Source organism: Geodermatophilus sp. DSM 45219 (genome assembly GCF_900104025.1).
Taxonomy (GTDB): Bacteria; Actinomycetota; Actinomycetes; order Mycobacteriales; family Geodermatophilaceae; genus Geodermatophilus.
This window is the reverse complement of sequence record NZ_FNIQ01000001.1, coordinates 777,925-803,790: the sequence shown is the minus strand read 5'-3', so window position 1 is coordinate 803,790 and position 25,866 is coordinate 777,925. Positions and strand designations below refer to the sequence as shown.

The window sequence follows — 25,866 nt, the reverse complement described above, 5'->3', positions numbered from 1 at the left end:
GAGACCGAGGGCGGGTCCGTGGAGATCATGCACGTGCTCAAGCACGGGGTCCGGGGCAACGGCCACGTGCACGTCGCGGTAGACCTGGCCTGCGCCCAGGCGGACGCCGGGCACGGCGTGGTCTTCGCCAGCTCGGGCGGGTCCTACGACGAGCTGCTGGCCCGGCACGGGGTCGAGGTCGTCACCCTGCCACCAGCCGAGGGGGTGCGGGGTGCGGCCCGGACCGGGCTGGGGCTGCTGGCCGCGGCCCGGCGCACCCGCCCCGACGTCATCCACGCGCACATGATGAGCTCGGCGGTCCTCGGCTACGGCGTCGCCAAGCTGCTGCGGGTCCCCCTGGTGACGACGGTGCACAACTCCTTCGACCGGCACTCCGACCTGATGCGCCTGGGCACGGTGGTCATCGCGGTCAGCGAGGCCGAGCGCCGGCTGCTGCTGTCCCGCGGGTACCCCGCGGCCAAGGTCGTCACCGTGCTCAACGGCGCCGACGGCTCCCCGCGGGAGGAGGTCGAGGCCGACCCCCTCCCCCCGCCGGCCCGCCCCTGCGTGATGACGCTGTCCGGGCTGCACCCGCGCAAGGCCGTCGGCGACGTGATCGCCGCCTTCGCCGAGCTGGCGCCGGAGTTCCCCGAGTGGCACCTCAACGTGGTCGGCTGGGGTCCCGAGCGCGAGCGGCTCGAGTCGGTCGTGGCCGACCTCGGCCTGGAGCGGTCGGTGCACTTCCTGGGGTCCACGCCACGTCCCCGCCCGCTCCTGGAGCGGGCCGACGTGTTCGCGACCGCGTCCCTGGCCGACCCGTGCCCGCTCACGGTCGCCGAGGCCCGCGCCGCCGGCTGCGCGGTCGTCGGGACGTCGGTGGGCGGGATCCCCGAGCTGCTCGAGCACGGCCGGGCCGGCCAGCTGGTGCCGTCCGCCGACCCACCGGCGATGGCCGCCGCGCTCCGTGGGCTCATGGCCGACCCCGACGAGCTGGCGACCTGGCGGGCACGGGCGCGGGAGGGTGTCGAGCACTTCCGGGTCGAGCGCATGGCCGCCGACCACGAGCGCGTGTACGCCTCGGTGCTGCCGAAGCGGACGGGCACCCCGCGGTGAGCCGCGGTGCCGGGGACGCCGGCACGCGGCGGGTCCGCGTCGCCTACTTCGTGTCCCCGTCGGCGCACTTCGCCGGCATCGAGCGGGTGGTGCACGAGATCGCCACCGGCCTGGCCGAGGCGCACGGCGACGTGCTGGACGTCCACGTCCTGTACTCCACGCGGTACGACGAGCCGCTGCTCGCCGACACCCGGTACACCCGCCACGTCCTCGGGGTCGACCGGCTGCGTCGCCTCGCCGCGACCCTGCGCCGGTGCGTCGCGGCGCTCGACGTCGACGTCCTGGTCGTGCCGCAGGTCGAGGCCTCGGTCGTCGCGTGGCTGGCAACCCGCGGGCTGGGTCTCCCCGTCCTCGTCTCGCACCTGCACGGCAACCCGCGGATCGAGGAGGCCGACGGCACCCGTCGCACCCGGCTGGCGTTCGCGCTCTTCCGGCACGTGGTCTCCCGCGACGTCGCCGGGGTCCTGGCCGTCTCCCCGTCCCTGCGCGACCACGCCGCGCGCACGGTGGCCCGCCGGGCCCCGGTCCTGTTCGTGCGCAACCCGGTACGGGACCTGCCCGAGACGGTCGAGCGGGATGAGCCGGGGGAGGTGTTCCGCTTCCTCACCGTGGGTCGCCTCTCGCGGCAGAAGGGTCAGGACCTCCTGCTGCGCGCACTCGCGGAGGCCAGGGCGGAGCTCCCGCCCGTCCGGCTCACCCTGGTCGGCTCGGGTCCGGACGAGGCCGACCTGCGCCGGCTGGCCGGCGAGTTGGGCGTGGCGGACCAGGTGGAGTTCGCCGGCTACGCCACCGACCCCTCGGTCCACTTCCGCGCGGCCGACTGCTTCGTGCTGCCCTCACGGTGGGAGGGCTTCGGTGTCGTGCTCGTCGAGGCGCTGGCCTTCGGGCTGCCCCTGCTGGCCGCCGACTGCGAGTTCGGTCCGGCCGACGTGGTCACCGACCCACGGATCGGCGATCTGGTCCGCGCCGACGACGTCGGGGCGCTGGCCGAGGGGTTGCGCCGGGCCGCGCGTCGTCCCCGGGACCCGGCTGACGAGGCGCACCGCCGCCGGGTCGCACAGGCGTACACCCGCGCAGCGGCGACCGAGGAGCACTTCGCCGCCCTCCGCACGGTCGCCGCGCGCCGCCCCGGGGACGGCCGGCTGGCGGGGCTGACGGCGGCCGGAGGACCCGCCGGATGACCTCCCTCACCCTGATCACCGTCGCGGTCGTCGTCTTCGGCGTGGTGAACCCCCGGGGGTACGGCCGAGCCCTCGCCCTGGGCGGGGCCACCCCGGTCGGTGCCGCCGTCGTCGTCGGCGGCATCGCCGTCCCCACCTTCTACGCGGTCGCGATCGGTGCGGCGGTGGGCCTCGTCGTCCGGCTGCTGCTGCGCACCCGCAGTCAGGAGCGGCTGCCGGACCCGCCGGCCCCGGGCGTGCGGCTGCTCGTCGCCTTCGCCGCCTGGGCCGTGCTGGTCACCCTCCTGGCGCCCTACCTGTTCCCCGGTCTGGAGGGGCTGACCCCGAACGGGGGGCGACGCCTCGACCCCGGCCTGCTGTCGCAGTCGAACATCGCCCAGTCGGTGTACCTGGTGCTCGGCGTCTGCGTCGTCGTGTTCCTGTCGCGGTCGCGCTGGGCGGGGCCGGAGGTCATCGGCACGGCTGTCGGGGTGCCGGTCGTCCTGTCGCTGTGGGCCTACCTCGGGACCTTCGGCGTCCCGTTCCCCGCCGGGTTCTTCGACAACTCGCCGAACTTCGCCTTCATCCAGACCGCGCCGGGAGGGGTGGAGCGGTTCCGGGGCATCCTGTCCGAGCCCTCCGGCCTGGGCGGCACGTGCCTGGTCGCCATCGCGTACATGTCCGCCCGGGCCCGGCAGGTCCAGGGAGCCCGGCGGGTCGGTGTCCTCGCGGTCGTCGCGGTGGCGGCCTACCTCGGGTTCATCTCCACGTCGGCCACGTTCGTCGTCGCCGGCGTCGTGCTCGTCGTGATCGCGGGCCTGGTGTCGGTGGCCCGGCTCGTGCTGCGACGGGGCCCGCTCAGCCTCGCCTCCTTCTCGCTGGCCTGGGTCGCGGCCATCGCCGCGCTGTGGTTCCTGCCCCTCCTGGTCAACCTGTTCGAGCAGGTCGTCGACGACAAGGTCGCCTCCGACTCCTACACGCAGCGGTCGGGTGCCGACAGCTACTCCTTCGGGCTCGTCTGGGACACCTTCGGGCTGGGGATGGGACTGGGCAGCAACCGGCCGTCGTCCTTCGTGGCCACCCTGCTCAGCACCGTGGGCGTGGTCGGCGCGGCGCTGTTCGTCGCGGTCGTCTGGGTCCTCCTGCGCGAGGGCTACGCCCTCGGCCGCGCCCGTCCCGTCGTCTGGGCACTGGTGGGGGTGCTCATCACGAAGGTCATCGCCGGGCCCGACCTCAACGACACGAACGGGCTGACCTGGATGTCCCTCGGCGTGCTGGCGCACGCGGCGCTGTCCGCCCGCAGGGCCCGGGCGTCGACATCAGGAGCAACCGCCGTTCGGCCGGTGAGCACCAGGGCGCGGGCCGGTGTCCGCGGGTGACGGACCGGGACCGACCGCCGGGCACCGTGTCGGTGGTCATGGCGACCTACAACGGTGCTCGCTGGCTCCCCGAGCAGCTGCTCAGCCTCGCGGCGCAGACGGTGCTGCCCGCGGAGCTGATCGTCTCCGACGACGGGTCGGACGACGGGACGCCGGACGTGGTGGCACGGTTCGCCCGGGACGCCCCCTTCCCGGTCGTCGTCCGGCGCAACGACCGGCCACGGGGGTACGGCGACAACTTCCTCGGCGCCCTGGAGCTGGCCACGGGGGAGTTCGTCGCGTTCTGCGACCAGGACGACGTGTGGCACCCGACCAAGCTGGAGGCGGCGCTCGAGACGCTCACCCGCACCGGTGCCTGCCTCTACGTCCACCAGGCGGTCGTCATCGACGGCGAGGGCCGCCGGGTCGGCCGCTTCCGGCAGCGGATCCGGCGCCGCGGCGTCCATCCGCCGCTGCACCTGCCTCCATGGGGGGTCTACTACGGCTTCTCGATGGTGTTCCCCCGCGCCCTCGTGCACGTCGTGGACGCCACCGAGCGGGGCAGGCACGTCTTCGAGCACCACGGGCAGCTCTCCCACGACCTGTGGGTCTACTTCCTCGCCACGAGCCTCGGCCGCACCGCGGTCGACGACCGGCCGCTGGTCGCCTACCGGCGGCACGGAGCGAACGTGACCCCGTCGGGCCTCTCGGGCCTCCGGTCGTGGATCCGCACCATCGGTCCCGCGGCCCACCCCGCGCTGCGGCGCGACGAGATCGCCGCGCACCGGGCGCGGCTCCTGGACCGGCTCAGCGCCCGCGCGGAGGACGACGTGCTGTGCCGGGCGGCCGGCCGGGCAGCGCGCCACTGGGACCGCATCGCCGCCTGCGAGCGGGCCCGGCTCGCGCTGTACGCGGAGCGGGGCCGCGGTGCGGCCGCCCTGTGCTGGGCCGGACTGGTCGCCCGCGGCGGGTACCGCTCGTACCGGCATGCCGGGTTGGGCTCCGCCCTCGCGGGCAAGGACCTGCTGCTCGGTGTCATCGGCCTCCGGGGCAGGCCGGGCGGGGACGGCGACGGGCGGGCGTCCGCGCGTCAGGTGTAGACCCGCACCCAGTCGACGTAGAGGTCGGAGATGCCCCCGGTGGCGGACAGGTCCACCGGCCACCCGCTGCCCAGCGCCAGGTTGACGAGGAAGAAGAACGGCTGCTCGGTGTGGGTCAGTCCCACCTCGGTCGCCACCTCCACGCCGTCGATGGAGAAGACGGCTCCCCCCGGGACGACCCGTACGCCGTAGGTGTGCCAGGTCATCGTCCAGTCGCTGAAGCCGTTGACCTTCTCGCAGTCGGTGAGGTCGTCCCCCCCGGCGTCCGCGACGCCCCAGCTGTGCACCCGGTGGCAGCTGCCGTGCGGATTGTGGCCGTACAGCTCGACGGCGTCGACCTCGGCGGCCGTTCCCGTGTCCCGGGCGGCGGCCTCGGTGTTGAGCATCCAGAAGGCCGGCCAGGTCCCCGGTCCGGGAGCGCCGGTCATCCGGATCTCGAAGTAGCCGTACTGTGCGGCGAAGCCGGAGGCACCCACGCGCAGCGAGGACAACAGGCCCGACAGGTGCTGCTGGCCCCAGGGGGCGTTGACTGCCCGGTCACCGATCGGCTCCGCACGGATGCGGAGGTAGTCGCCACCCACGGTGGTCAGGGTGCCGGCGCCGTCGGCCGGGTCGGCGAAGACGGCGTCGCCGAACAACGAGGCGCCACCGGGCTCGGGCTTCACGGCGGCGTAGCGCGCCCCGGCCCCGTCGACGCTCACCGACAGCGGGTCGGTGAACTCGTCGGACCACTGCAGGGTCATCCCGGGGGGTGCGTGGCCTGGAGACTCCAGTCGCGTCCCGCCCAGGTGGAACAGCTGTACCGAAACGGGAGCCGTGCTGTCGCGCGCCGAGCCGAGCGCCCCCACCTCGACGGTCACCGGCCCATGGGGCAGCACGCTCACGTCGAGGTCCAACACGCCGCGACCCGTGGCGTCGGCGGTGGCGAGGGCGAGGGGGGCGAGGACCAGTCCCGACCCTGGCCCCTGCGTGCGCCACGCCCGTGCCTGCAGGTCCGCGCCGGCCGGTGCTGCGACGACGACGCGGGCCCGTCCCTCGACCGCTCCACCGGGCCGCGGGCACACCAGGGACAGCCGGCCCTCGCCGGGGGTGCCGACGGGAGGCGTGGCTGTGTCGCACCCGGTGGCTGGGGTCAGGGGGGTCGCATAGCGTTGCCCGCCGACGTCCGGGCCGGCCCATGCGGGTGGCGTGGTCCCCGCGGCGTGGGCCGTGATCTCCCGGAGCGCCGGCGACGTGCCGGGTGTGGCGGCCTGCAGTTCCAGCCGGACCCAGCTGGCCATCCGTGGCGCGAACGCGACCGTGGACGGTCCGACGTCCCCGCCGGCCACCCCGGAGACGACCACGCTGCTCCCGTCGGAGAACCGCAGGGTGCCGTGCAGCGGTGCGGTCCCCGGGTCCTCCTGCGGCGCCGAGGGGCCGACGACCTGGACGCTGGCCAGCTCCCGCGGGGCGGGCCAGGTCAGCTGGACCCAGGGGTCGGCGTCGTCCGCGGCGGCACGCCACTCACGACCGGTCGACGCCACCGCGAGGTCCCCGTCCACGAGGGAGGAGGGCGGCGTCTGCTGCGTGCTGGACGCGGTGGGCGCCGGCGCATCGAGGGGCGCCCCCCGCCCGTGCGGGCTGGTGCCCGACTCCTCCACGGTCAGCGCGGCGAGCGCCACTGCGTCGGACTGCCCGCCCGCCTCGGCCACGGTGAGGCGGGCCCAGGAGACCGAGCGCGGCGGGAAGGAGACGACGGCGTCTCCCTCGGGGTCGGGGGTCAGCAGCAGCGCGCTGCCGTCGTCGAAGGTCAGCACGGCGGAGGTGGGACGCCACTCCGCCTCGGCGACGCCGCCGAGGCGGACGCGGTCGACGGTGCGCGACTCCGCCCAGGTCAGCTGCACCCATGCGCCGACCGTCTCCCCATCGCTGCGCCAGGTCGCCGTGCCGTCCGCGAGCGCCGCCCCACGCGTGCGGTCGCCGTCCCCGGCGGCGACGAGGGCTGTCGCGTCAGACCCGGCGGCGGTGGAGGACGCGGTCACCCGCACCGGGGTCGACCCGTCGCGGTGGAGCACCACGGCCACGCATCCCAACGCCACGACCAGCACGCCGGCGAGCAGTGCCCCCAGCGCGGCCGGACTCAGCCTCAGTCGCATCCGATCCCCCCGATCGGTGTCGGGACCCGGCGGTGGTCCCCGCTCAGGCGGAGGCCGCGGCGTCGCCCGGCGGCGTGCTCCGCCCCCCCAGGTCGGCGACGTGCACCCCGTCGATCGCCACGCTCACCGAGGTCACCCGGACACCCTCCAGTCGCTCCAGCGCGTGGAGGAACTCGCTGCGTCTCGTCTTCCCCGCTTCGACGACCACGAGAGTGCTGTCCGCCAGAGCCGCCACGACCGCCGACTCCGAGCGTTCCACCACTGGGGGGCTGAGCACCAACACGAGGTCGAACCGGGATGTCAGGTCGGCCAGGAACTGCGTCATGGCCGGGGTGCCGAGCAGTTGGGCGGAGGACGGCCTCGTGGTCCCCGCCGGGACCTCCCACAGCTCCGGTGGCCCGCCCTCCACCGGACGGAGGACGGCATCGAGCGAACCTGCGCCGTCCAGCACGTCGGCCACGCCCGGTGCGGCCGGTGTCTCGGCTGTCCGTGCCTGGCCGCTGCGCTGACCGGGCTGCCGGAAGTCGACGTGTACCAGGACGATCCGTGAGCCGATCTCCGCGAACACCACGCCGAGCTCGTGGGCCACCGTCGACACGTCGGACGTCGCGCTGACCGGGGCCAGCGCGAGCGTGCCGTGGGTCTGCCCGCCGAACTGCAGGTTGGCTCGCAGGTTGCGGAAGGACTCCAGCCTCTGGTCCGACCGCGGGCCGCGGCGGAAGCGCTGGAGGGCGCCGGGGATGGAGGTCACCGTGGCGACGGCCGGGGACCGGGGCAGGTCGCGGGCACTGCGGACCCGGGTGTTGAGTGCGTCGGCCACGACCAGGATGCCGACGCCCGCGAGCAGCCCCACGAGGGTCCCGACCAGGACGTTGTTCCCCGGACGCGGGGTGAGCGCGTTCTCCGGGACCTCTGCCGGCTGGACGACCGTGAGCTGCACGGGCGACGCGCTGCCCGGCGCGTCGAGGAGCGGGGCCTCGGCGGCGAGGGCGGTCGCCACCGCATTCGCCTGCTCGGCGAGGAGGACGGGATCGCTGCCGGTCGCCGTGATGTCGATGAGCGCGGTCTGGTCGCGCGCCGCGGCGCTGATGGTGGCGCGCAGGTCCTCCACCTCGGTCCCGTCCCCCAGCGAGGCCGCCGCTCGGCTGAGCACGGTCTGCGTGGTGGCCAGCCCGGCGTAGGTGGTGACCCGCTGGGTGGTGAAAGCATTGCCCTGCTGGAGGTCGCCGGGCGACACGCTGCCCCCGATGGCGGCGTAGACGGTGGCCTGGGTGTAGTAGGTGGGAGTGGCAGTGAGGGTCAGCGCGACGGCGCTGCCGGCTCCCAGGAACACGCACCCGGCGACGACCCACCAGCGGTGCAGGAGCAGCCGCACGTAGTCGTGCAGGATCACCGGCGGCTTCCTCCAGACGGGGAGAGGGATGCGGACGCCCACTCAGGCGCACGTCGGCGCCGCCACCGTAGCAACACGCTCGCGTCCTCCTGGGCGTCCTCGGACCTCCCCGAGGGTCTCGACAGCAACCGGCCAGTCGTGAGTTGCGTCACGGATGCATCACGGTGTGCCGCCGGCGTGCGGCCCGACACGAGGACGGTTGCACGGAGTGAGAGGAGTCACACGGCAAGTGAGCGACTCCATCATGCCGGCGAGGAGGGACCTGCCGAGGGGTTCCGCGCCCGGTCGGGCCACACTATGGTCGCCCTGCCGATTGAACGTTTGAGTTCCCGGCAGACCCGAGTTTCACCCGATCGTGGGAGTCCTCCGGTCTCGGTCACAGCTCTCACGGGGGTCAGAGCTCGGTGTCGTCCAGCGTGCGCGAGGATTCCGCGGGCCGTGTCCAGGCGATGGGCCGCCGGTGGTCCTGGGCGGCACCCTGGCTGCGGGGTGAGGGGACGCAGGCGCGGCGGGCCTGGCGGCACTCCTACGTCCGCCGTCTCGTCCTGCTCGACGCGGTGGTCGCCGCACTGAGCGCGCTCACGGCCCACCTGTCCCGGTTCGGCGCCGAGGTCGCGGGCACGGCCGTCCCGGTGAGCGCCACGACGCTCTCGCTGCTGTTCCCGCTGGTGTGGGTCGGCGCGATGCTCGTCTCGCGCACCTACGAGGAGCGCTTCCTGTGGACCGGGGTCGAGGAGTTCCGCCGGGTCTCCGCGGCGGCGGTGCTGCTGCTCGCGGCGGTCGGCACCGTCTCGTGGGCCTTCAAGCTCGAGGTCGCCCGCGGTCTGGTGATCACCGCCCTGCCCCTGGTCGCCGTCCTCACCGTGGGCCACCGGCTCCTGCTGCGGTACCGGCTGCACCACCAGCGCGCGCAGGGCCGCTTCCAGCAGACCGCCGTGCTGGTCGGGCACCAGTCCGGCGTCACCGCGCTGAGCGAACAGCTGGAGCGCGCGCGGTTCCACGGCTACCGGGTCATCGGCTGCTGCCTGCCCGCCGGCTCGACCGCGGGGCGGGACACCTTCGACGGGCTGCCGGTGCTGGGCACCCTGACCGAGGTCGCCGACGTCGTGCGGCGCTACGAGGTCGACACCGTGGCCGTCCTGCCCTCACCCGAACTGGACGGAGCCGCCCTGCGCCGGTTGGGCTGGGACCTCGAGACCACCCAGGCCGAGCTGCTCCTCGCCCCCGCGGTCACCGAGGTCGCCGGTCCGCGGGTCAACATCCGGCCGATCGCCGGGCTGCCGCTCGTGCACGTCGAGCGCCCCGAGTTCACCGGCGTCCGCCGGGTCGCCAAGGAGGTCTTCGACCGCGGCGCGGCGGCCCTCGGCGTCCTGGTGCTGCTGCCGGTGCTGCTCGGGCTCGCCCTGGCCGTGAAGTGCACCAGTCGCGGGCCGGTGTTCTTCCGGCACGAGCGCATCGGCCGCGATGGCCGGCCGTTCCACATGCTGAAGTTCCGCAGCATGGTCCTCGACGCCGACAAGGTCGAGACGACGCTGTTCGACCACAACGAGGGCAACGCCGTCCAGTTCAAGATGCGGCGCGACCCGCGCGTGACCCGGGTCGGCGCGGTCATGCGGCGCTACTCGATCGACGAGCTGCCCCAGCTGTTCAACGTGCTCAGCGGCAGCATGTCGCTGGTCGGCCCGCGTCCCCACGTGACCCGCGAGGTGGAGCAGTACGGGTTCGACATGCGACGGCGGCTGCTGGTGAAGCCGGGGCTGACCGGGCTGTGGCAGGTCAGCGGCCGCTCGGACCTGTCCTGGGACGACTCGGTGCGCATCGACGTGCGCTACGTCGAGAACTGGACGCTGAGCTTCGACCTGATGATCCTGTGGAAGACGGTCGGCGCGGTGCTGCGGGGCTCGGGGGCCTACTGACGCCCCGGGTCAGCGGGGGACGTCGGGCAGCGCCTGGGCGGCGAACTGCTCGGCGTTCTGCGACAGCGAGTCGCTGCGCAGCAGGGCCCACATCCGCTCGCCGGCCACGTCGTCGAGGTACACGACGCTCGCGGTGCCCTCGGTGCCCGTGCCCAGCGTGGGCGCGGTGAAGGAGTCGACGTCCTCCGGCCTCAGGCCGCGCAGCGAGTACGCCAGCGACAGCATCGCGGCCTGGTCCAGCTGCTCGTCGACCGCGACGGCGCTGGTGACGGCCAGCAGCGCGGCGTCCAGCCGGGCGGGGTCGGTGAAGGTGTCGGAGCTGAACAGCGTGCCGAACAGGGCCTGCAGGTACTGCTGCTGGCGGCGGACCCGGTCGAAGTCGCCGCCGGGCAGGTCGTAGCGCTGCCCCAGGTACCAGCGGGCCCGGTCGCCGTCGAGGTGGTTGACCCCGGCCCGGAACGTGTACGGGCCCCACGACGTGGTCTCGGCCACGACCACGTCCACGCCGCCCAGGTCGTCGGTGACCTGGATGATGCCGTCGAAGTCGATCGCCACGTAGTGGTCGATGCGGACGTCGGTCAGCTGCTCGACGGTCCGGACGAGCAGCGCCGGCCCGCCGTAGGCGTAGGCCGCGTTCACCTTGTCCATGCCGTGCCCGGGGACCTGGACCCAGGAGTCCCGGGGGATGGAGATGAGCTGGGCGTGCTCCCGGTCGGCGGAGAAGCGGGCGATCATGATCGCGTCGGACCGGCCGCCGCCGGCCACGCCCTCGGCGGCCACCGCGCGGGTGTCCGAGCCGACCAGCAGGAAGGTCACCGGCTGCGAGGCGGACTCCGGTGCCGGGGTCGCCGGCGCCGGCCGGGCCTCGGCGTCCAGTTCGGTGAAGACACCGGGGACACGGTCGACGTTGCCGCCGTATCGGTCGGCGAGGAACCACACGCCGCCTGCGGCGAGCAGGGCGAGGACCGCGCCGAGAGCCGCGAGGGCGACCAGCGCGCGCCGCAGCGCTCGCCGGCGCGGCGGCTCCGGCCCGTCGATCGTGCTGGTCATGCGGCCCCCGTCCACCCGGTCGGGTCCCGACGGTAGGAACGGCGACGGCCGGGGTCACCCGGTCCTCACCCGTACGGGTGAGCTCCTCAGGCGGTGCCGGCGTCGTCCCGCGGGCTCGGGACGTCGACCGGCGCGGCGGCTCGGTCGACATCCCGGTCGGCTCGGTCGGCCAGCCGGATCGAGCGGCCGATCACGACGGCCACCGGGACCCCCACGAGCCAGACCGCCAGGAGGGCCCAGACCCAGGTCACCGACGCCTCCTCCGGTCCCGGCGCACCCCCCGTCCGCTCCGGTGCGGACGTCACGCCTCCCGAGCCCAGTCCAGGCGAACCGGCGGTCCGACGCCATCCCCAGATCCGGGGTCCACCGTCCGGTGTCGTCCGTCGTGCCATGAGGGACGGCGCTGGCGCGACGGGTGTCGGACCAGGCAGACTCCGCGGCGTGGTACCGCCGGACGACCGTCCCGGGACGAGCGGTCCACGTCCGGTCCGCCGCTGGTGGCACCGGCACTGCTTCCGGTACGCCGGTGACGACGCGTTCAGTGGCGCCAGCCACTACGCCTGCCGTTGTGGAGTGGTCCGCCTCTCCCTCTGAGCGACGGTGGTGACGTCGGAGCGCACTCATCCGGTGTCGATGCCCGTCCCGTGGTGGACTCCGACCCTGGGGGACCGCGGCACACACAGTGGGAGGGCAGCAGGTCATGCGCATCTCGGTCGTCGGCTGTGGCTATCTGGGCGCGGTGCACGCCGCATCGATGGCGGAACTCGGTCACGAGGTCGTCGGCGTCGACGTCGACGAGCGCAAGGTCGCTGCGCTCGGCGAAGCGCGGGCGCCGTTCTACGAGCCGGGGTTCGAGGACCTGCTGGCCCGCACGCTGGCCACCGGACGCCTGCGCTTCAGCACGGAGATCGCGGCCGCTGCAGGCTCGCAGGTGCACTTCGTGTGCGTGGGGACGCCGCAGAAGCGGGGGGAGTACGCCGCCGACCTGCGGTACGTCGAGGCAGCGGCCGAATCGCTGCTCGGGGTCATCGAGTCCGGTGAGCTGGTGGTCGGCAAGTCCACCGTGCCGGTGGGTACCGCGGCCCGGCTCGCCGACCTGGTGGGGGAGAAGGTCCCCGGGGCGATGCTGGTCTGGAACCCGGAGTTCCTGAGGGAGGGGTTCGCCGTCCAGGACACCCTGCACCCCGACCGGCTGGTCTACGGACTGCCGGACGGTCCGGACCGGGCGACGGCCGAACGGGTGCTGGACGAGGTGTATGCGCCGATCGTCGCGCGGCAGACGCCCAAGGTCGTGACCGACTACGCGACCGCGGAGATGGTGAAGACCGCGGCCAACAGCTTCCTGGCCACGAAGATCAGCTTCATCAACGCCATGGCGGAGCTGTGCGAGGCCACCGGCGCCGACGTCAAGCAGCTCGCCGACGCGATCGGCTACGACGACCGGATCGGGCGCAAGTTCCTCAACGCCGGCCTGGGCTTCGGCGGCGGCTGCCTGCCCAAGGACATCCGGGCCTTCATGGCCCGGGCCGGGGAGCTGGGGGCAGACCAGGCGCTCACCTTCCTGCGCGAGGTGGACAACATCAACATGCGCCGGCGGATCCGGATGGTGGAGCTGGCCCGCGAGGTGTGCGACGGGTCGCTGCTCGGCAAGCACATCGCCGTGCTGGGGGCCGCGTTCAAGCCCGACAGCGACGACATCCGCGACAGCCCGGCGCTGAACGTCGCCGCCCAGCTGCAGCTGCAGGGCGCGGTCGTGACCGTGACCGACCCCGCCGCGATCGAGAACTCCCGCCGGCTCTGGCCCCAGCTGGACTACGCCACCACCCCGGAGGAGGCGGCCGAGCGGGCCGATGCCGTGCTGGTGCTCACCGAGTGGCGGCAGTACCGCGAGCTGGACCCGGTCGCCTTCGGCGAGGTCGTCGCGAGCAAGCGGGTGCTCGACGGGCGCAACGCCCTGGACCGCGAGGCCTGGACGGCCGCCGGCTGGACCTACCGGGCCCTCGGCCGTCGCGCCGGCTGAGGAGCCCCTTCTCGTCCCCACGGGTCCGACGTGTCCTCAGTGTTGCCGCCCGGGTACTGACGTGTGACCTCGTGGCCAGCAGCCCGGCCGCCGCGTGAGTACTGCACCGCGCTGTGTAGCAACCGCGCCGTGTCGCCAGAGGGGCGTTGCCTTGCACGGGGTGCCGTGCCACGTTGGCGCGGTCGTGCAGAGCAGTTTTCGATACCGCATCTCCCGGAACGGCTGCCTGTTGCGCTCCTCATCGTCGAGGACGTCCTCGGCGAGTGGGGTGCAAGCCGGTCTCGACCAGCGGGGGTTTCCAGCATGAGCGTCATCAACCGGGTGACCGCTGCGTCCGGACCGGCGCGGGGGCGGTCGGACGCCGTCCTCCGGTCCGTGCCCCGGCCCCGCGGGGCGAGCGGCGCGTCGGTCCGTCCGCTGCCGCCGCCGGCGCTCACCTCTCCGCACCGCGCCGTGGCGCGCGTCCGGGCGTGGATGCTCGTCCCGCCCGTCGACGCCGTGCTGCTGCTCAGCCCCCTGCTCTGGGGCGAGCAGCACAAGGCGGTGCTGGTCATGACCGCCCTGTCGGTGCTGATGCTCTCCGGCTTCGGCCGGTACCGCGCCCGGCTGCACCTGAGCGTGCTCGACGAGCTGCCCACCCTGCTCAGCCGGTTGCTCACCGCGGCCGCCGCGGTCGCCGTGGTGATCGCGCTGCGCCACGAGCAGGACTCCGTGGTGACGTTCCTGCAGAACACCGCGGTCTCCATCGGCCTGGTCGTCGCCGGGCGGGTGCTGGTCACCCAGCTGATCATCGCCAGCCGGCGGCACCGGCTGACGGTGCACCGCACCGTGCTCATCGGGGGCGGCCCGCTCGCGGCCGAACTGGCGCAGATCCTGCAGCGGCACCCCCGGTACGGGTTGGCCGTCGTGGGGTTCGTGGACGACGGTGGCAGCCGCGAGGCCGAGTCGGTGGTGCCGCGGGTCGGCGGGCTCGCCGACCTCGACGTCGCGGTGCGGGAGACGGGCGCCGACGTCCTGCTCGTCACCGACGGCGACTTCTCCGAGCGGGAACTGCTCGACGTCGTCCGGACGCCGACCTGTGCGCCGTGCGACCTGCTCGTCGTCCCGCGGCTGCACTACTTCCACACCCAGACCGGGCAGGCCGACCACATCGGCTCCATCCCGGTCATGCGCATCCGCACGCCCAACCTGGCCGGCCCGGCCTGGGCCATCAAGCGGTCCTTCGACGCCCTCGGCGCCACCGCGTTGCTGGTGCTGCTCGCGCCTGTCATCGCCGTGTGCGCGCTCGCCTCGCGCATCGAGGGCGGCCCGGGGGTGATCTTCCGGCAGCCGCGGGTCGGCCGGAACGGGCAGCTGTTCGACTGCCTCAAGCTGCGCTCCATGCGCCCGGTCGACGAGCGGGAGTCGGCCACCACCTGGTCGATCGCCCAGGACGACCGGGTGGGCCGGGTGGGTCGGTTCCTCCGCCGGACGTCCCTGGACGAGCTGCCGCAGCTGTGGAACATCGTCCGGGGTGAGATGACGCTGGTCGGGCCACGACCCGAGCGGCCGCACTTCGTCGAGGAGTTCTCGGCCACCTACGACCGCTACGCCCACCGGCACCGGGTGCAGGCCGGGCTCACCGGGTTCGCCCAGGTGAGCGGCCTGCGCGGGGACACCCCGATCGGCGACCGCGCGCGGCACGACAACTACTACATCGAGAACTGGTCGCTCTGGCTCGACGTCAAGATCCTCCTCCGGACCTTCGCCGAGCCTTTCCTCGCCCGCGGTCGCTGAGGCAGGGTGCCGCGGGGGAGCCCGGCGGTCCGATCGGCACTACACTGAGTGTGCACCGGAGCTCTCAGCGTGGTGGGCACCGGCCTCCAACCGGACGACATCGCGACTCCGGCCGTGGAGCCGGTCGCCGTGTCGCCGTCCGCCGGGCCGGCGCCGCGGACCCTGGCCGGCACGGGTCGCGGGAAGGCCCACTGTGCAGCCCACCTCGACGACCCCCGACGGCCCCGTCCCCGACGTCTGCGTCGTGGGCGCCGGGCCGGTCGGGTTGTCGCTGGCCCTGGAGGCGGCCCGCGGGGGACTCCGGGTCCTGCTCCTCGAGGCCGGTCACGGTGCGCGCCGAGCCTCTGGCACCCCGCTGGACGCCTCGGCCGCCACGGTGGTCGACCCGGCCGTGCACGCGCCGTTCAGCGTCACGACCCGGCTCGGCCTGGGCGGGACGTCGTGGGTGTGGGGTGGCCGCTGCGTGCCGTTCGAGGCGACCGGCCTGGCCCGCCGTGACCACGTCCCGTTCTCGGGGTGGCCGCTCACCCGCGCGGACGTCGCCCCGTTCGAGCAGCGTGCGGCCGACCACCTGGACTGTGGGTCGGCCGAGTTCCACACCGATCCGGTCGACGGGTGGGACGAGAGCCTCGTCCACACGACCCAGCGGGAACGCTGGTCGCGGCGTCCGGCCGTGGCGCGACGGCTGGGCGCCCGGGTCCGTGCGCACCCGGGTGTCTCCGTGCTCCCGGACGCCACGGTCACCGACGTGGTCCTCGACCCCCACGGTGCCGCCGTGCGGCACGTCCGGGTGCGGCGGGACGGCGGGGAGACCACCGTGGCCGCCCGCGCCTACGTCCTCGCGTGCGGCGGCGTGGCCACCACCCGGCTGCTGCTCAACGCCCGGCGGACCTGCCCGGCGGCGTTCGGCGAGCCCGCCGGCGCGCTCGGCCGCTTCTACATGGGCCACCTGACCGGGAGCATCGCCGACATCGTCCTCGACCGCCCGGAGGACTTCGCCGACTGGGGCCTGGTCCGTGCCGAGGACGGCGTCGCGGTCCGGCGGCGGTTCACGCTCTCCGAGCGGGCCCAGCGCGACCACCGCCTGCTGGACACCGCCTTCTACCTGGCCAACCTCCCGTTCTCCGACGCCCGCCACGGCAACGGCGCCCTCTCGCTGTTCTCCCTCGTGCTGGCTGCCCCGGGCGGTCTCTGGCGGCTCGTGGCGAGGGCGGAGACCCGGCGCCGCAACGCGCGCTGGCAGGCCCTCGACTGGCGGGCCCACCGGCGCAACCTGACCCGGCGGCCGCACCGGGTCGTCCGGGACGTCGGCGCGGTGGTGCGGCTGCGGCTGCGGGACCCGCGACGCCGCGAGCAGTTCGTCCTGCGCACCGACACGGGCACGTACGCGCTGCGCTACCACGCCGAGCAGGTGCCCGACCCGGACAGCCGGATCACCCTCAACCACCGCACCGGGAGCGACGGGCGGCCCGGCATCGACGTCGACCTGCGGTACTCCTCCCAGGACGTCGACTCGGTGCTGCGGGCCCACGCCCTCCTCGACGGGCAGCTGCGGGCCAACGGGCTGGGTCGTCTCGTCTACCGGCACCCGGCCGGCGAGCTCGCGGCGGCGGTGCGCGACCAGACCATGGACGGGTACCACCAGCTCGGCACGACCCGGATGAGCAGCGACCCGCGGGACGGCGTGGTGGACGCCGACTGCCGGGTGCACGGGGTGGCCGACCTCTACGTCGCGTCCACCAGCGTCTTCCCGGCCGGCGGCGAGGCCAACCCGACGTTCATGGCCGTCACCCTGGCGGTCCGGCTGGCCCACCACCTCGCCGGGCGTCTGGCGGGTCCCGAGTCGCGCCCGGTACCGGCCGACCGGGTGGCACCGTCCCCGGGCGACCTCCCGGGGACTGCGGCGGGCCATCAGGACGAGGATCGACAGCCGTGACACACGACGCGCGAGGAGCCTGGCCGGTGCCCGTGGACGGCGTCTCCGTCGTCCTGTGCACGTACGACGGGGCCCGGTTCGTGCGGGAGCAGCTGGAGACCGTCCTGGGGCAGACCCACCCGCCGCTGGAGGTCGTGGTGAGCGACGACGGGTCGACCGACGACACCCTCGACGTGGTGCGGTCCGTCGCGGCCGGGACGGCGACGCCCGTCCACGTCTCCCGCAACCGGACCACGCTCGGGTTCGCGGACAACTTCCTGCAGGCGAGCACGCGGGCGCGCGGCCGGTGGATCGCCTTCAGCGACCAGGACGACCGCTGGGCGCCGGAGAAGCTCGAGCGGTCCCTCGACGCCCTCGGCACCCACGGCGCCGTGCTGGCCACTCACCCCGTGCGACTGGTCGACGAGCAGGGGGCGCCGCTGCCGGCCGGGCGCCGGCGTCGACCCCGCGGGACCCGCGTCGTCCCCCCGGGCCACGCCGACCCGTGGGGCAACCACTTCGGCTTCACCATGCTGCTGGAGCGCTCGCTGCTCGAGCGGATCCCCAGCAGCGAGCGGGGGCTCGACGACTTCACCCCCGGCGCTCCGCTGGCCCACGACCGGTGGGTGCACTTCCTGGCCTCCACGTTCGGTCGCACGGTGCTGCTGGCCGAGCCGCTCGCCGACTACCGGCAGCACCGCTCCCAGGCCTACGGTCGCCTGCCGCACAGGGGGATCCGGGCCCGCATCCGCACGAAGGTCGAGGCCGGCCGCGACCAGGCGCTGTACCTGGCCGGTGTCGCGGCGCACCGTGCTGCGCTCCTCGAGGACTGGGCGCCGGCCGGGGACGACGGCGCCTGGCGGGCCGGCGCGCGACGGTGGCGGGCCATCGAGTCCCACTGCCGCCGGCGGGCCGAGCTGCAGGGCGCCGGACCGGTCGCGCGGCGGGCGGGGTTGCTCGCCGGCAACGTGTGGCACGGGGTCTACCGCTCGACGGGCCGCGGTGGTCTCGGCGCCGAACGCCTCGTCGAGGACGTCGTGGTCTCCGTCCTCCGCGGCCGGGCCACCCGGGAGGGCTACTTCGCCAGCACGAGCAGCGAGTAGCCGCCGAGGACCCGCACCGTCAGGTCCGGGTCCCACCGGAAGGCCGCCCGCCGGAGCGGAGCGACCACCCGGCTGCTGCGCGCCTGGTCGGGCAGCTCCAGGCGGCTCGCGGTGTAGCGCCAGTCCAGGACGTGGTACCCGCAGTCCTGCAGGAGGGCCAGCGCGGTGTCCTTGGTGAAGTAGTGGATGTGGCCGACGCCCTCGCGCAGCCCCATGATCGGCCGCATCCGGGCCACCGACTGGACCGAGAGGTCGAGCGGGATGTGGAAGACCTTGAGCGCGCCGAGGTCCCGGACCCCACGGGTGAAACCGACGTAGTCCTCGACGTGCTCGATGACGTCGGCGACGAGGACCAGGTCGAAGGGGCCCTCGGGCTCGGTCAGGACGTCCTTCGCGTGGAAGCTGACCCGCGGGCGCTGCCGGCGCCGGGCCAGCTCCAGGGCCTGGGGGGAGATGTCGTACCCGGTGAAGGTGGCCCGGGGGAACGCCTCGGAGAGCTGGACCAGGATCTCCCCGGTGCCGCAGCCGACCTCGCAGACGGTTTCGAAGGACACGTCGTTGTCCTCGAGGATCGAGCGGATCTGCCTGGCCTTCCACGGCGCGTCCGCCTCGTGCCAGGACGGGTTCGCCGCCGCGTACCCGCCGTCCCGGTAGAAGTCCTCCACGGCTGCTCCATCCCACGGGGTCGGTGAGGAGCGCGAACCTACCGGGACCACACCGTCCCGGCGTCCCCTCGGCGCACGCCGACACGCACGGACGCAGTGGGCTGCGACACGGCGTGTCGCTGCGGGCCGGGCCCGCGGGCCGCCTGCACGGCCGGGAGGTGTCGTAGTCTCCGCGCGACCCGGCAGGGTACGGCACGGGCAGCGACAGCACCCGTCCCGGCCGCCCGCCGAGGGGACGTCCGGACACCGCAGAGCCGTACGCCGCAGGAGGCCACAGCGTGGACGCTCGCGCCCTGTTCCACCGCACCTCGGTGGCGACCCTGAACCGGCTGGCGGCCACCCCGCGGCTGGCCTACGCGGTCTTCGCCATGATCGGTCTCCACGACCACTGGCGGGACCACGCCTCGGAGGAACTGCGCTTCCTCGCGTTCTGCGGCAGCCTGCGCCACCTGTCCCACGCGCAGATCCTGCAGGACCTGTGGGTCCTCTACGAGCTCGACCTGAGGACCGGCGGCTACTTCGTCGAGTTCGGCGCCTACGACGGCACCGTGCACAGCAACACCCGGGCGCTGGAGGAGCGCTTCGGCTGGCGGGGGCTGCTCGCCGAGCCGAACCCGGCCATGGCCGAGGTGCTCCGGGCAGGACGCACCGCCACGGTCGACCAGCGGTGCGTCTGGGACACCACCGGCGAGGAGGTCGAGCTGGTCGTCACCGGTGACGCCGAGCTCTCCACCGTGGCCGAGCACGCCGCCCACGACCTGCACACCAGCGCGCGGATCGCGACCACCGTGGAACGCGTCGCCGTCCCGACGGTCTCCCTCGACGACCTGCTCGCCGAGCACGACGTCCCGGCCGGCTTCGATTTCCTGAGCGTCGACACCGAGGGCACCGAGCTGCGGATCCTGCGCGCGTTCGACGTCGAGCGGTGGCGGCCACGGCTCATCGCCGTGGAGCACAACGGCCGGCGCGACCAGGAGGCCGAGCTGGACACCCTGCTCGGCGCACACGGCTACGAGCGCCGGTTCCGCCAGCTGTCGGACTGGGACGCCTGGTACCGGCTGCGTACCTGAGCGGCCGGTGCGGACGACCGGGGTCCCGTGTTTGCGCAGGGGTCGTGCTGGGCATCCAGCCTGCCGATGTCTGACGCATGGAGGCGTGGATGATCGGCGTACTGGTCCTGTGGGTCATCGTGGGCCTGGGCGTCGCGCTCGTCCTGGGCCGGGGCATCCGCCTCGCCGACGCCCCCGGCGGCGCGGAGCCGCCGTTCAGCACGGCGGACCTGCCGGCCGGCTTCCGCAGCTCGCACTCCTGACCACCCGATCGGGTGACCGGGGCGCACTGAGTTCAGGAGTCCCGCGCGCGTGCCGATGACGGCTACGTGTGGACATGGGTCGCCGGGGGACTCCTGCTGTGGGTGCTGCTCGCCTTCACCGTGGCCGTCGTCGTCGGCCGCGGCATCCGGATCGCCGACGTCCGCTCCGCCGACCTGCACGCCCCCGCTGAGCCGCTGAGCGAGGTGCGGCTGCGCACCGCCCGCCGTCGCGTCCCCCTGCCGCCCGTCGGCGTCGCCCTGGCCGCCACCGCGGTGCTGCTCGAGACCACCGGCTACGTCAGCCGATTGGCCGGCGCCACCGGCCCGGTCGCCCGCGCCCTCTCCATGGACGCCCCGTACTCCGTGCCCCGTGCCTTCGTCGCGGCCCTGTTCGCCGCGGCGGCCGTCACCGCCGTCGTGGGCGCCGTCCGCGTGCCGGGGCGCCGCGCCTGGTGGCTGGCCGTCGGTCTCGTCAGCGCGGGCATCGCCGTGGTCAAGGTCGGCGGCACCGTCCACGTCGACGCGGTCGCCGCCCTGTCCGCCGCCGTCGGCGAGGCCGGTGCGGTCCTCGTGAGCACCGCCCTGGTCGCATCCGTGCTCGGCGTGCTCGGCTTCGTCAGCCGCAGCGAGCGCCGTGACCGCCGCCGGGTGCTCGGCACGCTCGCCGCCTACGGTGCGGCCTCGGTCGGCCTCTCCGGCCTCTCCGCCCTCGCCGTGGGGCAGTGGGCGGTCACCGCCATCTACCTGGAGGAGTCCGGCGAGGCGCTGGCAGGTGTGGCGGTCCTGGTCGCCGTCCTGGTCGGCGTCGCGCCGCGCCTCGTGCTGCCGGCGTCGTGGGTGCTCCGCCGTGAGGACGACGCCGCACCGATGCCGCTCGCCGAACGGCTGCCCGGCGCCCTCCGCGGCTGACCTGGAAGACTGGGCCGCCGCCGGGCACACAGGGTCCTCGGACCCTGGTGGAGGCGGCTCCACTCCTGATCGGAACGCGCGTGTTCCGGTGCGTAGCCGTACCCCCTCGTGACGGTGCGTCAGATCCATGCGCGCGTTGGGGTGAGATCCGCCCATCTGGTTGACGTACGCCTCGCCGCGTCGAAGAGTCGCTGCAGAGTGACGGGGCGAAAGAGGCCCCGGTCACACGCCACATCGCCACCCGCGTGGATGTGGCTCGGGGGCTGATACGTGCTGGTGGACGCCGGGATCGGCGGGGGAGTGCGCGGCCGTGCCGCGTCACCCTCCGTCGTCGTCCTCCCGTCGCCCGGGCTGCTGGCCGGCTGGGCCGGCCGGCTGTTCCTGGTCGCCGTGTTCGTCCTCGGTGCCTGGCTCCTGGCTGTCGCCGCGGCCGGTCCCGCCGCCGCAGCACCGACTGCGCCCCCGCCGTCGGACACGGGAAGCCGGGCGACCGCCGTCCCCGAGGTCGACGCGGAGACGCCGGCCCCGACCGGCGACGCGCCGGTGCCGGTCACCCACCCCGCCCGCGTGGCGGACCTCCCCGCCGACGACACGGACGGCGAGCCCCGCACGGCGGACGACGTCGAGCCGCCACCCGCCGGGGACGACGACCGTGAACCGCCGCGCGACAGCAGCGACGGACCGGCGCGCCACGACACCGACGGTGGACCGCCGCGCGACGACGACCGGGACGAGGACGCCCCGGCGCCGACCCGGCCCGGCGGGCAGGACGCTCCCGGTTCCTCGACGGATCCCGACCCGGCTCCCGCGCCCCCGGCCGACCCCACGACGACCCCGCCGGCCGACCCCGCGACGACCCCGCCGGCCGACCCCGCGACGACCCCGCCGGCCGACCCCGCGACGTCCGCGGGGTCCGACCCGGTGACGGCTCCCGACACCCCGGTCGCGGCGGACCCGGGTGCGACGCCGGCGACCGACCCCGCGGCTGCGCCGCAGGTCCCCGCCGCCACGCCCGGCCAACAGCTGCCGCAGCGGGCCCCACCCGCCGAGGCGGCCGGGGCCGGGGCCGACTCCCCGGCACAGGAGCGGCCCGCCGCCGCTCCGGCCGCTGCGGACGACCGTCCCGCACCCGCGCGCGAGGCCCCACCGGCCGCCGGGCACACGATCGACGCCGGCACGACCGAGGTCCCGGCTGCGCCGGCGCCGCACGCACCGGTGTCCACCCCGGCACCTCCGCCGGCTCCCGCCGGTCCGGCCGGCCCGTCCGGCGGCGGGCACGCGCCCTCGGCCGGATCCGGCGCCGGCGCCGACGTCGGCCCCGCCGCGGCGCACCTGGCGGCGGTCACCGCGACGCTGCCCACCGGGACGGCGGTCCTGCTCGCCCCCGGCAGTGCCGGGGTGGTCGTCGGCGACGCCGGCGAGCCCGTCGCACGACCCGACTGACCCCCGCGGCGCCGGCCGTCCCGCCGCGCTCTCCGGAGCGTCCCGCGGCGCGTCCGCGCGCCCTCCAGCCGTCAGCCGCAGCGTCGTCCTGCGGCACGCCCGCACGAGACCCACCCGAGGACCAGACACCCCATGAGGCGATCGCAGCGCCCCGGCCGTCCCACCGCCCGCACCGTGCCCGTCTTCGCCAACCCCTCCGGCCGTCGCTGGAGGTGGCTGCGCGCCGTCCTGCTGACCCTGCTCGTCGTGGCCGCGGCCTCGGCGGTGGTCGCCGTCCCGCGCGTGCTGGCCCCGCCGACGCTGGCCGGCGCGGCCGCCCCCGACGGACCGACGCCGGAGGAGGTGGGCGACGACGCCCCGGTGGTCGGTGCCGGCCCGCTCGTGCGCGTCGTCCGCCTGCTCCAGGAGGGCGGCGCCACCTACGCGCAGGAGCCGTTCACCGGACAGGTCGTGTCGCAGCTGACCGAGGACGACGCCGCCACCGCCGGCGACGCCCCCTACGCCCTGGAGCGCTACGGCTACGGCCCCGGCGTCGACCGGACGATCTCGCTGACCTTCGACGACGGCCCCGACCCGGTGTGGACGCCGCGGCTGCTGGACCTGCTCAGCGAGTACGGCGTCCCGGCGACCTTCTTCGTGACCGGCACCCAGACCGCCCGGTACCCGGAGATCATGCAGCGCATCGTGCGGGAGGGTCACGCGCTCGGGAACCACTCGCTGACCCACATCGACGTCAGCGAGACCACGCCCTTCCGCCAGCGGCTGGAGATGTCGCTGGCCGACCGCATCACGCGGGCGCAGACCGGGCAGAGCGCGGCGTTCTTCCGGCTGCCCTACGAGGGCGCCGACGAGGAGACCACCCGCGAGGACACCACCGGCATCCTGCGCGCCCAGCAGATGGGCTACGTGGTGGCCTCGCACGACTTCGACACCCTGGACTGGGCGCACGGGTCGGGCCTGCGCGAGGGCGGCATCCCCATGCCGCCGCTCGGCGACCAGGAGAACCTCACCATGCTGCTGCACGACGCCGGCGGGGACCGGTCGCAGACGCTGGCCTACGTCGAGGAGCTGGTCCGCGAGGCCCGTGACCAGGGCTACACCTTCACCACGATGCCGCAGTCGCAGCCGGAGATCGCCGGCGCGACCGGCACCGTGCAGCCGGCCCTGTGGGACCACGTCGCGCTGTGGACGGCGCAGGCGCTGTTCGTGCTGCCGCCGGACCTGCTGTACGTGCTCTTCGTGCTCGCCCTGGTGACCATGCTGGGCTTCGGGCTGTTCAACGCGGTGCTGGCCGTCGCCCGCTCCCGCCGGCGCACCCGGCCGGTCGGCACCTCACGGGACCCGGTCACCGTGCTGATCGCCGCCTACAACGAGGAAGCGGTCATCGCCCGGACGCTGGAGTACCTGCTGCGCTCGGAGCACCCGGTCGGCGAGATCGTCGTGGTGGACGACGGCAGCACCGACCACACCGCCGCCGCGGTGCGCTCGGTGGCCGACCGCGACCCGCGGATCCGCCTGCTCCGGCAGGCCAACACCGGCAAGTGGGCGGCGCTCAACCGGGGATTCGCCGCGGCGCAGCACGAGATCGTGGTGACCCTCGACGCCGACACCCTGTTCACGCCGCAGACGGTCGGCAAGCTCGTGGAGCAGTTCTCCTCGCCGCGGGTCGGCGCGGTCGCCGGTGTCATCAAGGTCGGCAACTGGTCGACCAACGTCATCACCCGCTGGCAGGCCCTGGAGTACGTCACCCAGATCGGCCTGGAGCGGTCGGCGGCCGCGCTGCTCGACGCGGTCATGGTCGTGCCCGGCGCGTGCGCCGCCTGGCGCCGGGACGCCGTCCTGCAGGCCGGTGGCTACACCGACGCCACCATGGCCGAGGACTGCGAGCTCACCCTCGCCCTGCACCGCCACGGCTGGCGGGTCGAGCAGGCCGACGAGGCGGTCGCCTGGACCGAGGCGCCGGAGACCGTCGACGCCCTGCTCCGGCAGCGGGTCCGCTGGATGTACGGCACCATCCAGGCCGTCTGGCGGCACCGCGACATGCTGCTGCGCCCGCGCTACGGCTGGCTCGGCATGCTGATCATGCCGATGACGGTGGTCACCATCACCGTGCCGCTGCTGTTCACCCCGCTCATCGTCCTGGGCGTCGTGCAGACGCTGTCGTCGCAGGGGCCGCTGGCGCTGGCGGCCTACTTCGCCGCCTTCGCCCTCGTCTACGGCGTCCTGGCGGCGATCGCCGTCCGGCTGCTGAAAGAGCGGGCCGAGCACCTGCTGATGGTCCCGGTGTACCGGCTGATCTACGAGCCGCTGCGGGTCTACCTGCTCTACGCCTCCCTGGGGACGGCGCTGCGCGGCGTGCGGCTGGGCTGGAACAAGCTGACCCGCACCGCGAACATGGACGACGTCGCCACCGGGACGGCGCCGTCGGCCGCGGTCCGCCCCGTGGTGGTGGGCCCGTGAGGCGGCACCGTCGCGATCCGCTGCTGTGGGCCGGGGTCGCCGTCGCCGTCGTCCTGCTCGTCGTCGGCGCCGTCGTCCTCCGGCCCCGGCTGTTCCCGCCGGCCCAGCCGCTGGTGGCCGCCGCCTGGCTGCCGGTGTGGGACGAGCGCGCCGCCGCGTCCCTCGGGACCGCCCTCGCCGACGGCGGGGTCACCGAGGTGAGCCCCACGTGGGCGACCGTGGCCCTCGACGGCTCGCTGGTCACCACGCCCCCGCCGCCGGAGGTGCTCGACCAGGTCACCGACGGCGTGCGGCTGCTGCCGACCGTGCAGAACTTCGCCGAGGGGGAGTGGCAGGGCCGGCTGGTCGCCGACCTGCTCGCCGACCCGGCCCGCGCCGACGCGCACCGTGCCGCCCTCGTCGACCGCGCCCTGGCGGAGGGCTGGGACGGCATCGACATCGACTACGAGGCGCTGCCGCCGACGGCCGGGCCGCAGTTCACCGCGTTCCTCACGGCGCTGCGCGACGACCTGCACGCCGAGGGCCTCGAGCTCACCGTCGCCGTTCCCGCCCGGGAGAGCGACGAGGACCCCGGCACCCTGGCGTACAGCTACCAGGTGATCGGACAGGTCGCCGACCAGGTGCGGGTCATGGCCTACGACCACTCCTGGAGCACCAGCGAGGCCGGACCGGTGGCGCCGGCCGGCTGGGTGCGGGACGTCGTCGACTACGCGGTCGAGCGGGTGCCCCCGGAGAAGCTGATGCTGGGCCTCCCCACCTACGGCTACGACTGGGTGGGTGCGCGAGGGGTGAACGTGTCGGCCACCGAGGCCGTATCCCTCGCCGACGAGGTCGGCGCCGAGCCGCGGTGGGACGACGGTGCCGCGGCCTGGACCTTCCGGTACCAGCGGGACGGCGAGGAGCACACGGTCTGGTACGAGGACGCCCGCTCGCTGGAGCGCAAGCAGCAGATCGCCGTCGAGGAGGGCCTGCGCGGCATCGCGATCTGGAGCCTCGGTGGCGAGGACCCGCAGACCTGGACGTCCGTGGCGGCCGCCACGAGCACGGGGGTGGAGTGAG

The 25,866-nt window shown here is 74.6% G+C and carries 20 protein-coding genes; 15 read left to right on the top strand and 5 right to left on the bottom strand.

Features of this window, described 5'->3' with window-relative positions; genetic code table 11:
* The first annotated feature begins 27 nt into the window (after positions 1–27).
* Genes BLR12_RS03910 through BLR12_RS03895 form a run of 4 tightly spaced genes read left to right on the top strand, consistent with a single transcriptional unit; the run spans position 28 to position 4,710 of the window.
* Positions 28–1,092: a glycosyltransferase family 4 protein gene (locus BLR12_RS03910; protein ID WP_255363301.1), complete on the top strand. Its 1,065-nt coding sequence runs from the start codon at positions 28–30 to the stop codon at positions 1,090–1,092.
* Positions 1,089–2,273: a glycosyltransferase gene (locus tag BLR12_RS03905; RefSeq protein WP_091373625.1), complete on the top strand. Its 1,185-nt coding sequence runs from the start codon at positions 1,089–1,091 to the stop codon at positions 2,271–2,273. The genes BLR12_RS03910 and BLR12_RS03905 overlap by 4 nt, the downstream gene beginning before the upstream one ends.
* Positions 2,270–3,631 (top strand): hypothetical protein, encoded by a 1,362-nt coding sequence (locus tag BLR12_RS03900; protein ID WP_091373622.1) that lies wholly within the window; start codon positions 2,270–2,272, stop codon positions 3,629–3,631. The genes BLR12_RS03905 and BLR12_RS03900 overlap by 4 nt, the downstream gene beginning before the upstream one ends.
* Positions 3,628–4,710, top strand: coding sequence for a glycosyltransferase (locus BLR12_RS03895; RefSeq protein ID WP_091373619.1), 1,083 nt, complete (start codon positions 3,628–3,630; stop codon positions 4,708–4,710). Before BLR12_RS03900 ends, BLR12_RS03895 begins: the two co-directional genes overlap by 4 nt.
* Here the strand turns inward: BLR12_RS03895 and BLR12_RS03890 are convergent.
* Complete coding sequence (locus BLR12_RS03890; protein WP_091373616.1) at positions 4,701–6,845, bottom strand: DUF7402 domain-containing protein; 2,145 nt, start codon at positions 6,843–6,845, stop codon at positions 4,701–4,703. The two genes, BLR12_RS03895 and BLR12_RS03890, sit on opposite strands and share 10 nt — an antisense overlap.
* A gap of 43 nt (positions 6,846–6,888) precedes the next feature.
* On the bottom strand, positions 6,889–8,238 hold the full coding sequence (locus BLR12_RS03885; RefSeq protein ID WP_091373612.1) for a tyrosine-protein kinase domain-containing protein: 1,350 nt from the start codon (positions 8,236–8,238) through the stop codon (positions 6,889–6,891).
* A gap of 416 nt (positions 8,239–8,654) precedes the next feature.
* On the opposite strand from BLR12_RS03885, the gene BLR12_RS03880 reads away from it, so the two are divergent.
* Positions 8,655–10,154 carry a sugar transferase gene (locus BLR12_RS03880; protein WP_255363269.1) on the top strand — a complete coding sequence of 500 codons (1,500 nt, stop codon included), beginning with the start codon at positions 8,655–8,657 and terminating at the stop codon, positions 10,152–10,154.
* Positions 10,155–10,163: 9 nt separating this feature from the next.
* Here BLR12_RS03880 and BLR12_RS03875 read toward each other — a convergent pair whose 3' ends face one another.
* Positions 10,164–11,204: an LCP family protein gene (locus BLR12_RS03875; RefSeq protein ID WP_091373606.1), complete on the bottom strand. Its 1,041-nt coding sequence runs from the start codon at positions 11,202–11,204 to the stop codon at positions 10,164–10,166.
* An 86-nt stretch (positions 11,205–11,290) separates the two neighbouring features.
* Complete coding sequence (locus BLR12_RS24270) at positions 11,291–11,455, bottom strand: hypothetical protein (protein ID WP_176832327.1); 165 nt, start codon at positions 11,453–11,455, stop codon at positions 11,291–11,293.
* Between the two features lie 449 nt (positions 11,456–11,904).
* Here BLR12_RS24270 and BLR12_RS03870 point away from each other — a divergent pair, with 449 nt between their 5' ends.
* The 4 genes from BLR12_RS03870 (at position 11,905) to BLR12_RS03855 (ending at position 18,018) form a co-directional block, all read left to right on the top strand.
* A complete protein-coding gene (locus tag BLR12_RS03870; RefSeq protein WP_091374353.1) occupies positions 11,905–13,224 on the top strand; it encodes a UDP-glucose dehydrogenase family protein in 1,320 nt (439 codons plus the stop codon).
* A gap of 303 nt (positions 13,225–13,527) precedes the next feature.
* Complete coding sequence (locus BLR12_RS03865) at positions 13,528–15,000, top strand: sugar transferase (protein WP_218120529.1); 1,473 nt, start codon at positions 13,528–13,530, stop codon at positions 14,998–15,000.
* A 193-nt stretch (positions 15,001–15,193) separates the two neighbouring features.
* A complete protein-coding gene (locus tag BLR12_RS03860) occupies positions 15,194–16,936 on the top strand; it encodes an FAD-dependent oxidoreductase (RefSeq protein WP_091373603.1) in 1,743 nt (580 codons plus the stop codon).
* Complete coding sequence (locus BLR12_RS03855; RefSeq protein ID WP_091373599.1) at positions 16,933–18,018, top strand: glycosyltransferase; 1,086 nt, start codon at positions 16,933–16,935, stop codon at positions 18,016–18,018. Before BLR12_RS03860 ends, BLR12_RS03855 begins: the two co-directional genes overlap by 4 nt.
* Here the strand turns inward: BLR12_RS03855 and BLR12_RS03850 are convergent.
* A complete protein-coding gene (locus tag BLR12_RS03850; protein WP_091373596.1) occupies positions 17,991–18,683 on the bottom strand; it encodes a class I SAM-dependent methyltransferase in 693 nt (230 codons plus the stop codon). The genes BLR12_RS03855 and BLR12_RS03850 overlap by 28 nt on opposite strands.
* 278 nt (positions 18,684–18,961) lie before the next feature.
* Here BLR12_RS03850 and BLR12_RS03845 point away from each other — a divergent pair, with 278 nt between their 5' ends.
* The 6 genes from BLR12_RS03845 to BLR12_RS24260 all read left to right on the top strand — a co-directional run bounded on the left by BLR12_RS03845 (position 18,962) and on the right by BLR12_RS24260 (position 25,865).
* On the top strand, positions 18,962–19,753 hold the full coding sequence (locus tag BLR12_RS03845) for an FkbM family methyltransferase (RefSeq protein WP_091373593.1): 792 nt from the start codon (positions 18,962–18,964) through the stop codon (positions 19,751–19,753).
* Between the two features lie 89 nt (positions 19,754–19,842).
* Positions 19,843–19,995, top strand: a complete 153-nt coding sequence (locus BLR12_RS24265; protein ID WP_176832326.1) for a hypothetical protein — start codon at positions 19,843–19,845, stop codon at positions 19,993–19,995.
* 66 nt (positions 19,996–20,061) lie between these two features.
* Complete coding sequence (locus BLR12_RS03840; protein WP_091373590.1) at positions 20,062–20,904, top strand: hypothetical protein; 843 nt, start codon at positions 20,062–20,064, stop codon at positions 20,902–20,904.
* 270 nt (positions 20,905–21,174) lie between these two features.
* Entirely contained in the window at positions 21,175–22,347 is a 1,173-nt protein-coding gene (locus BLR12_RS23895; protein ID WP_143018688.1) for a hypothetical protein, read from the top strand.
* A 132-nt stretch (positions 22,348–22,479) separates the two neighbouring features.
* Positions 22,480–24,807 carry a bifunctional polysaccharide deacetylase/glycosyltransferase family 2 protein gene (locus tag BLR12_RS03820; protein ID WP_091373578.1) on the top strand — a complete coding sequence of 776 codons (2,328 nt, stop codon included), beginning with the start codon at positions 22,480–22,482 and terminating at the stop codon, positions 24,805–24,807.
* A complete protein-coding gene (locus BLR12_RS24260) occupies positions 24,804–25,865 on the top strand; it encodes a glycosyl hydrolase family 18 protein (protein ID WP_176832325.1) in 1,062 nt (353 codons plus the stop codon). Before BLR12_RS03820 ends, BLR12_RS24260 begins: the two co-directional genes overlap by 4 nt.
* Position 25,866: the final 1 nt, after the last annotated feature.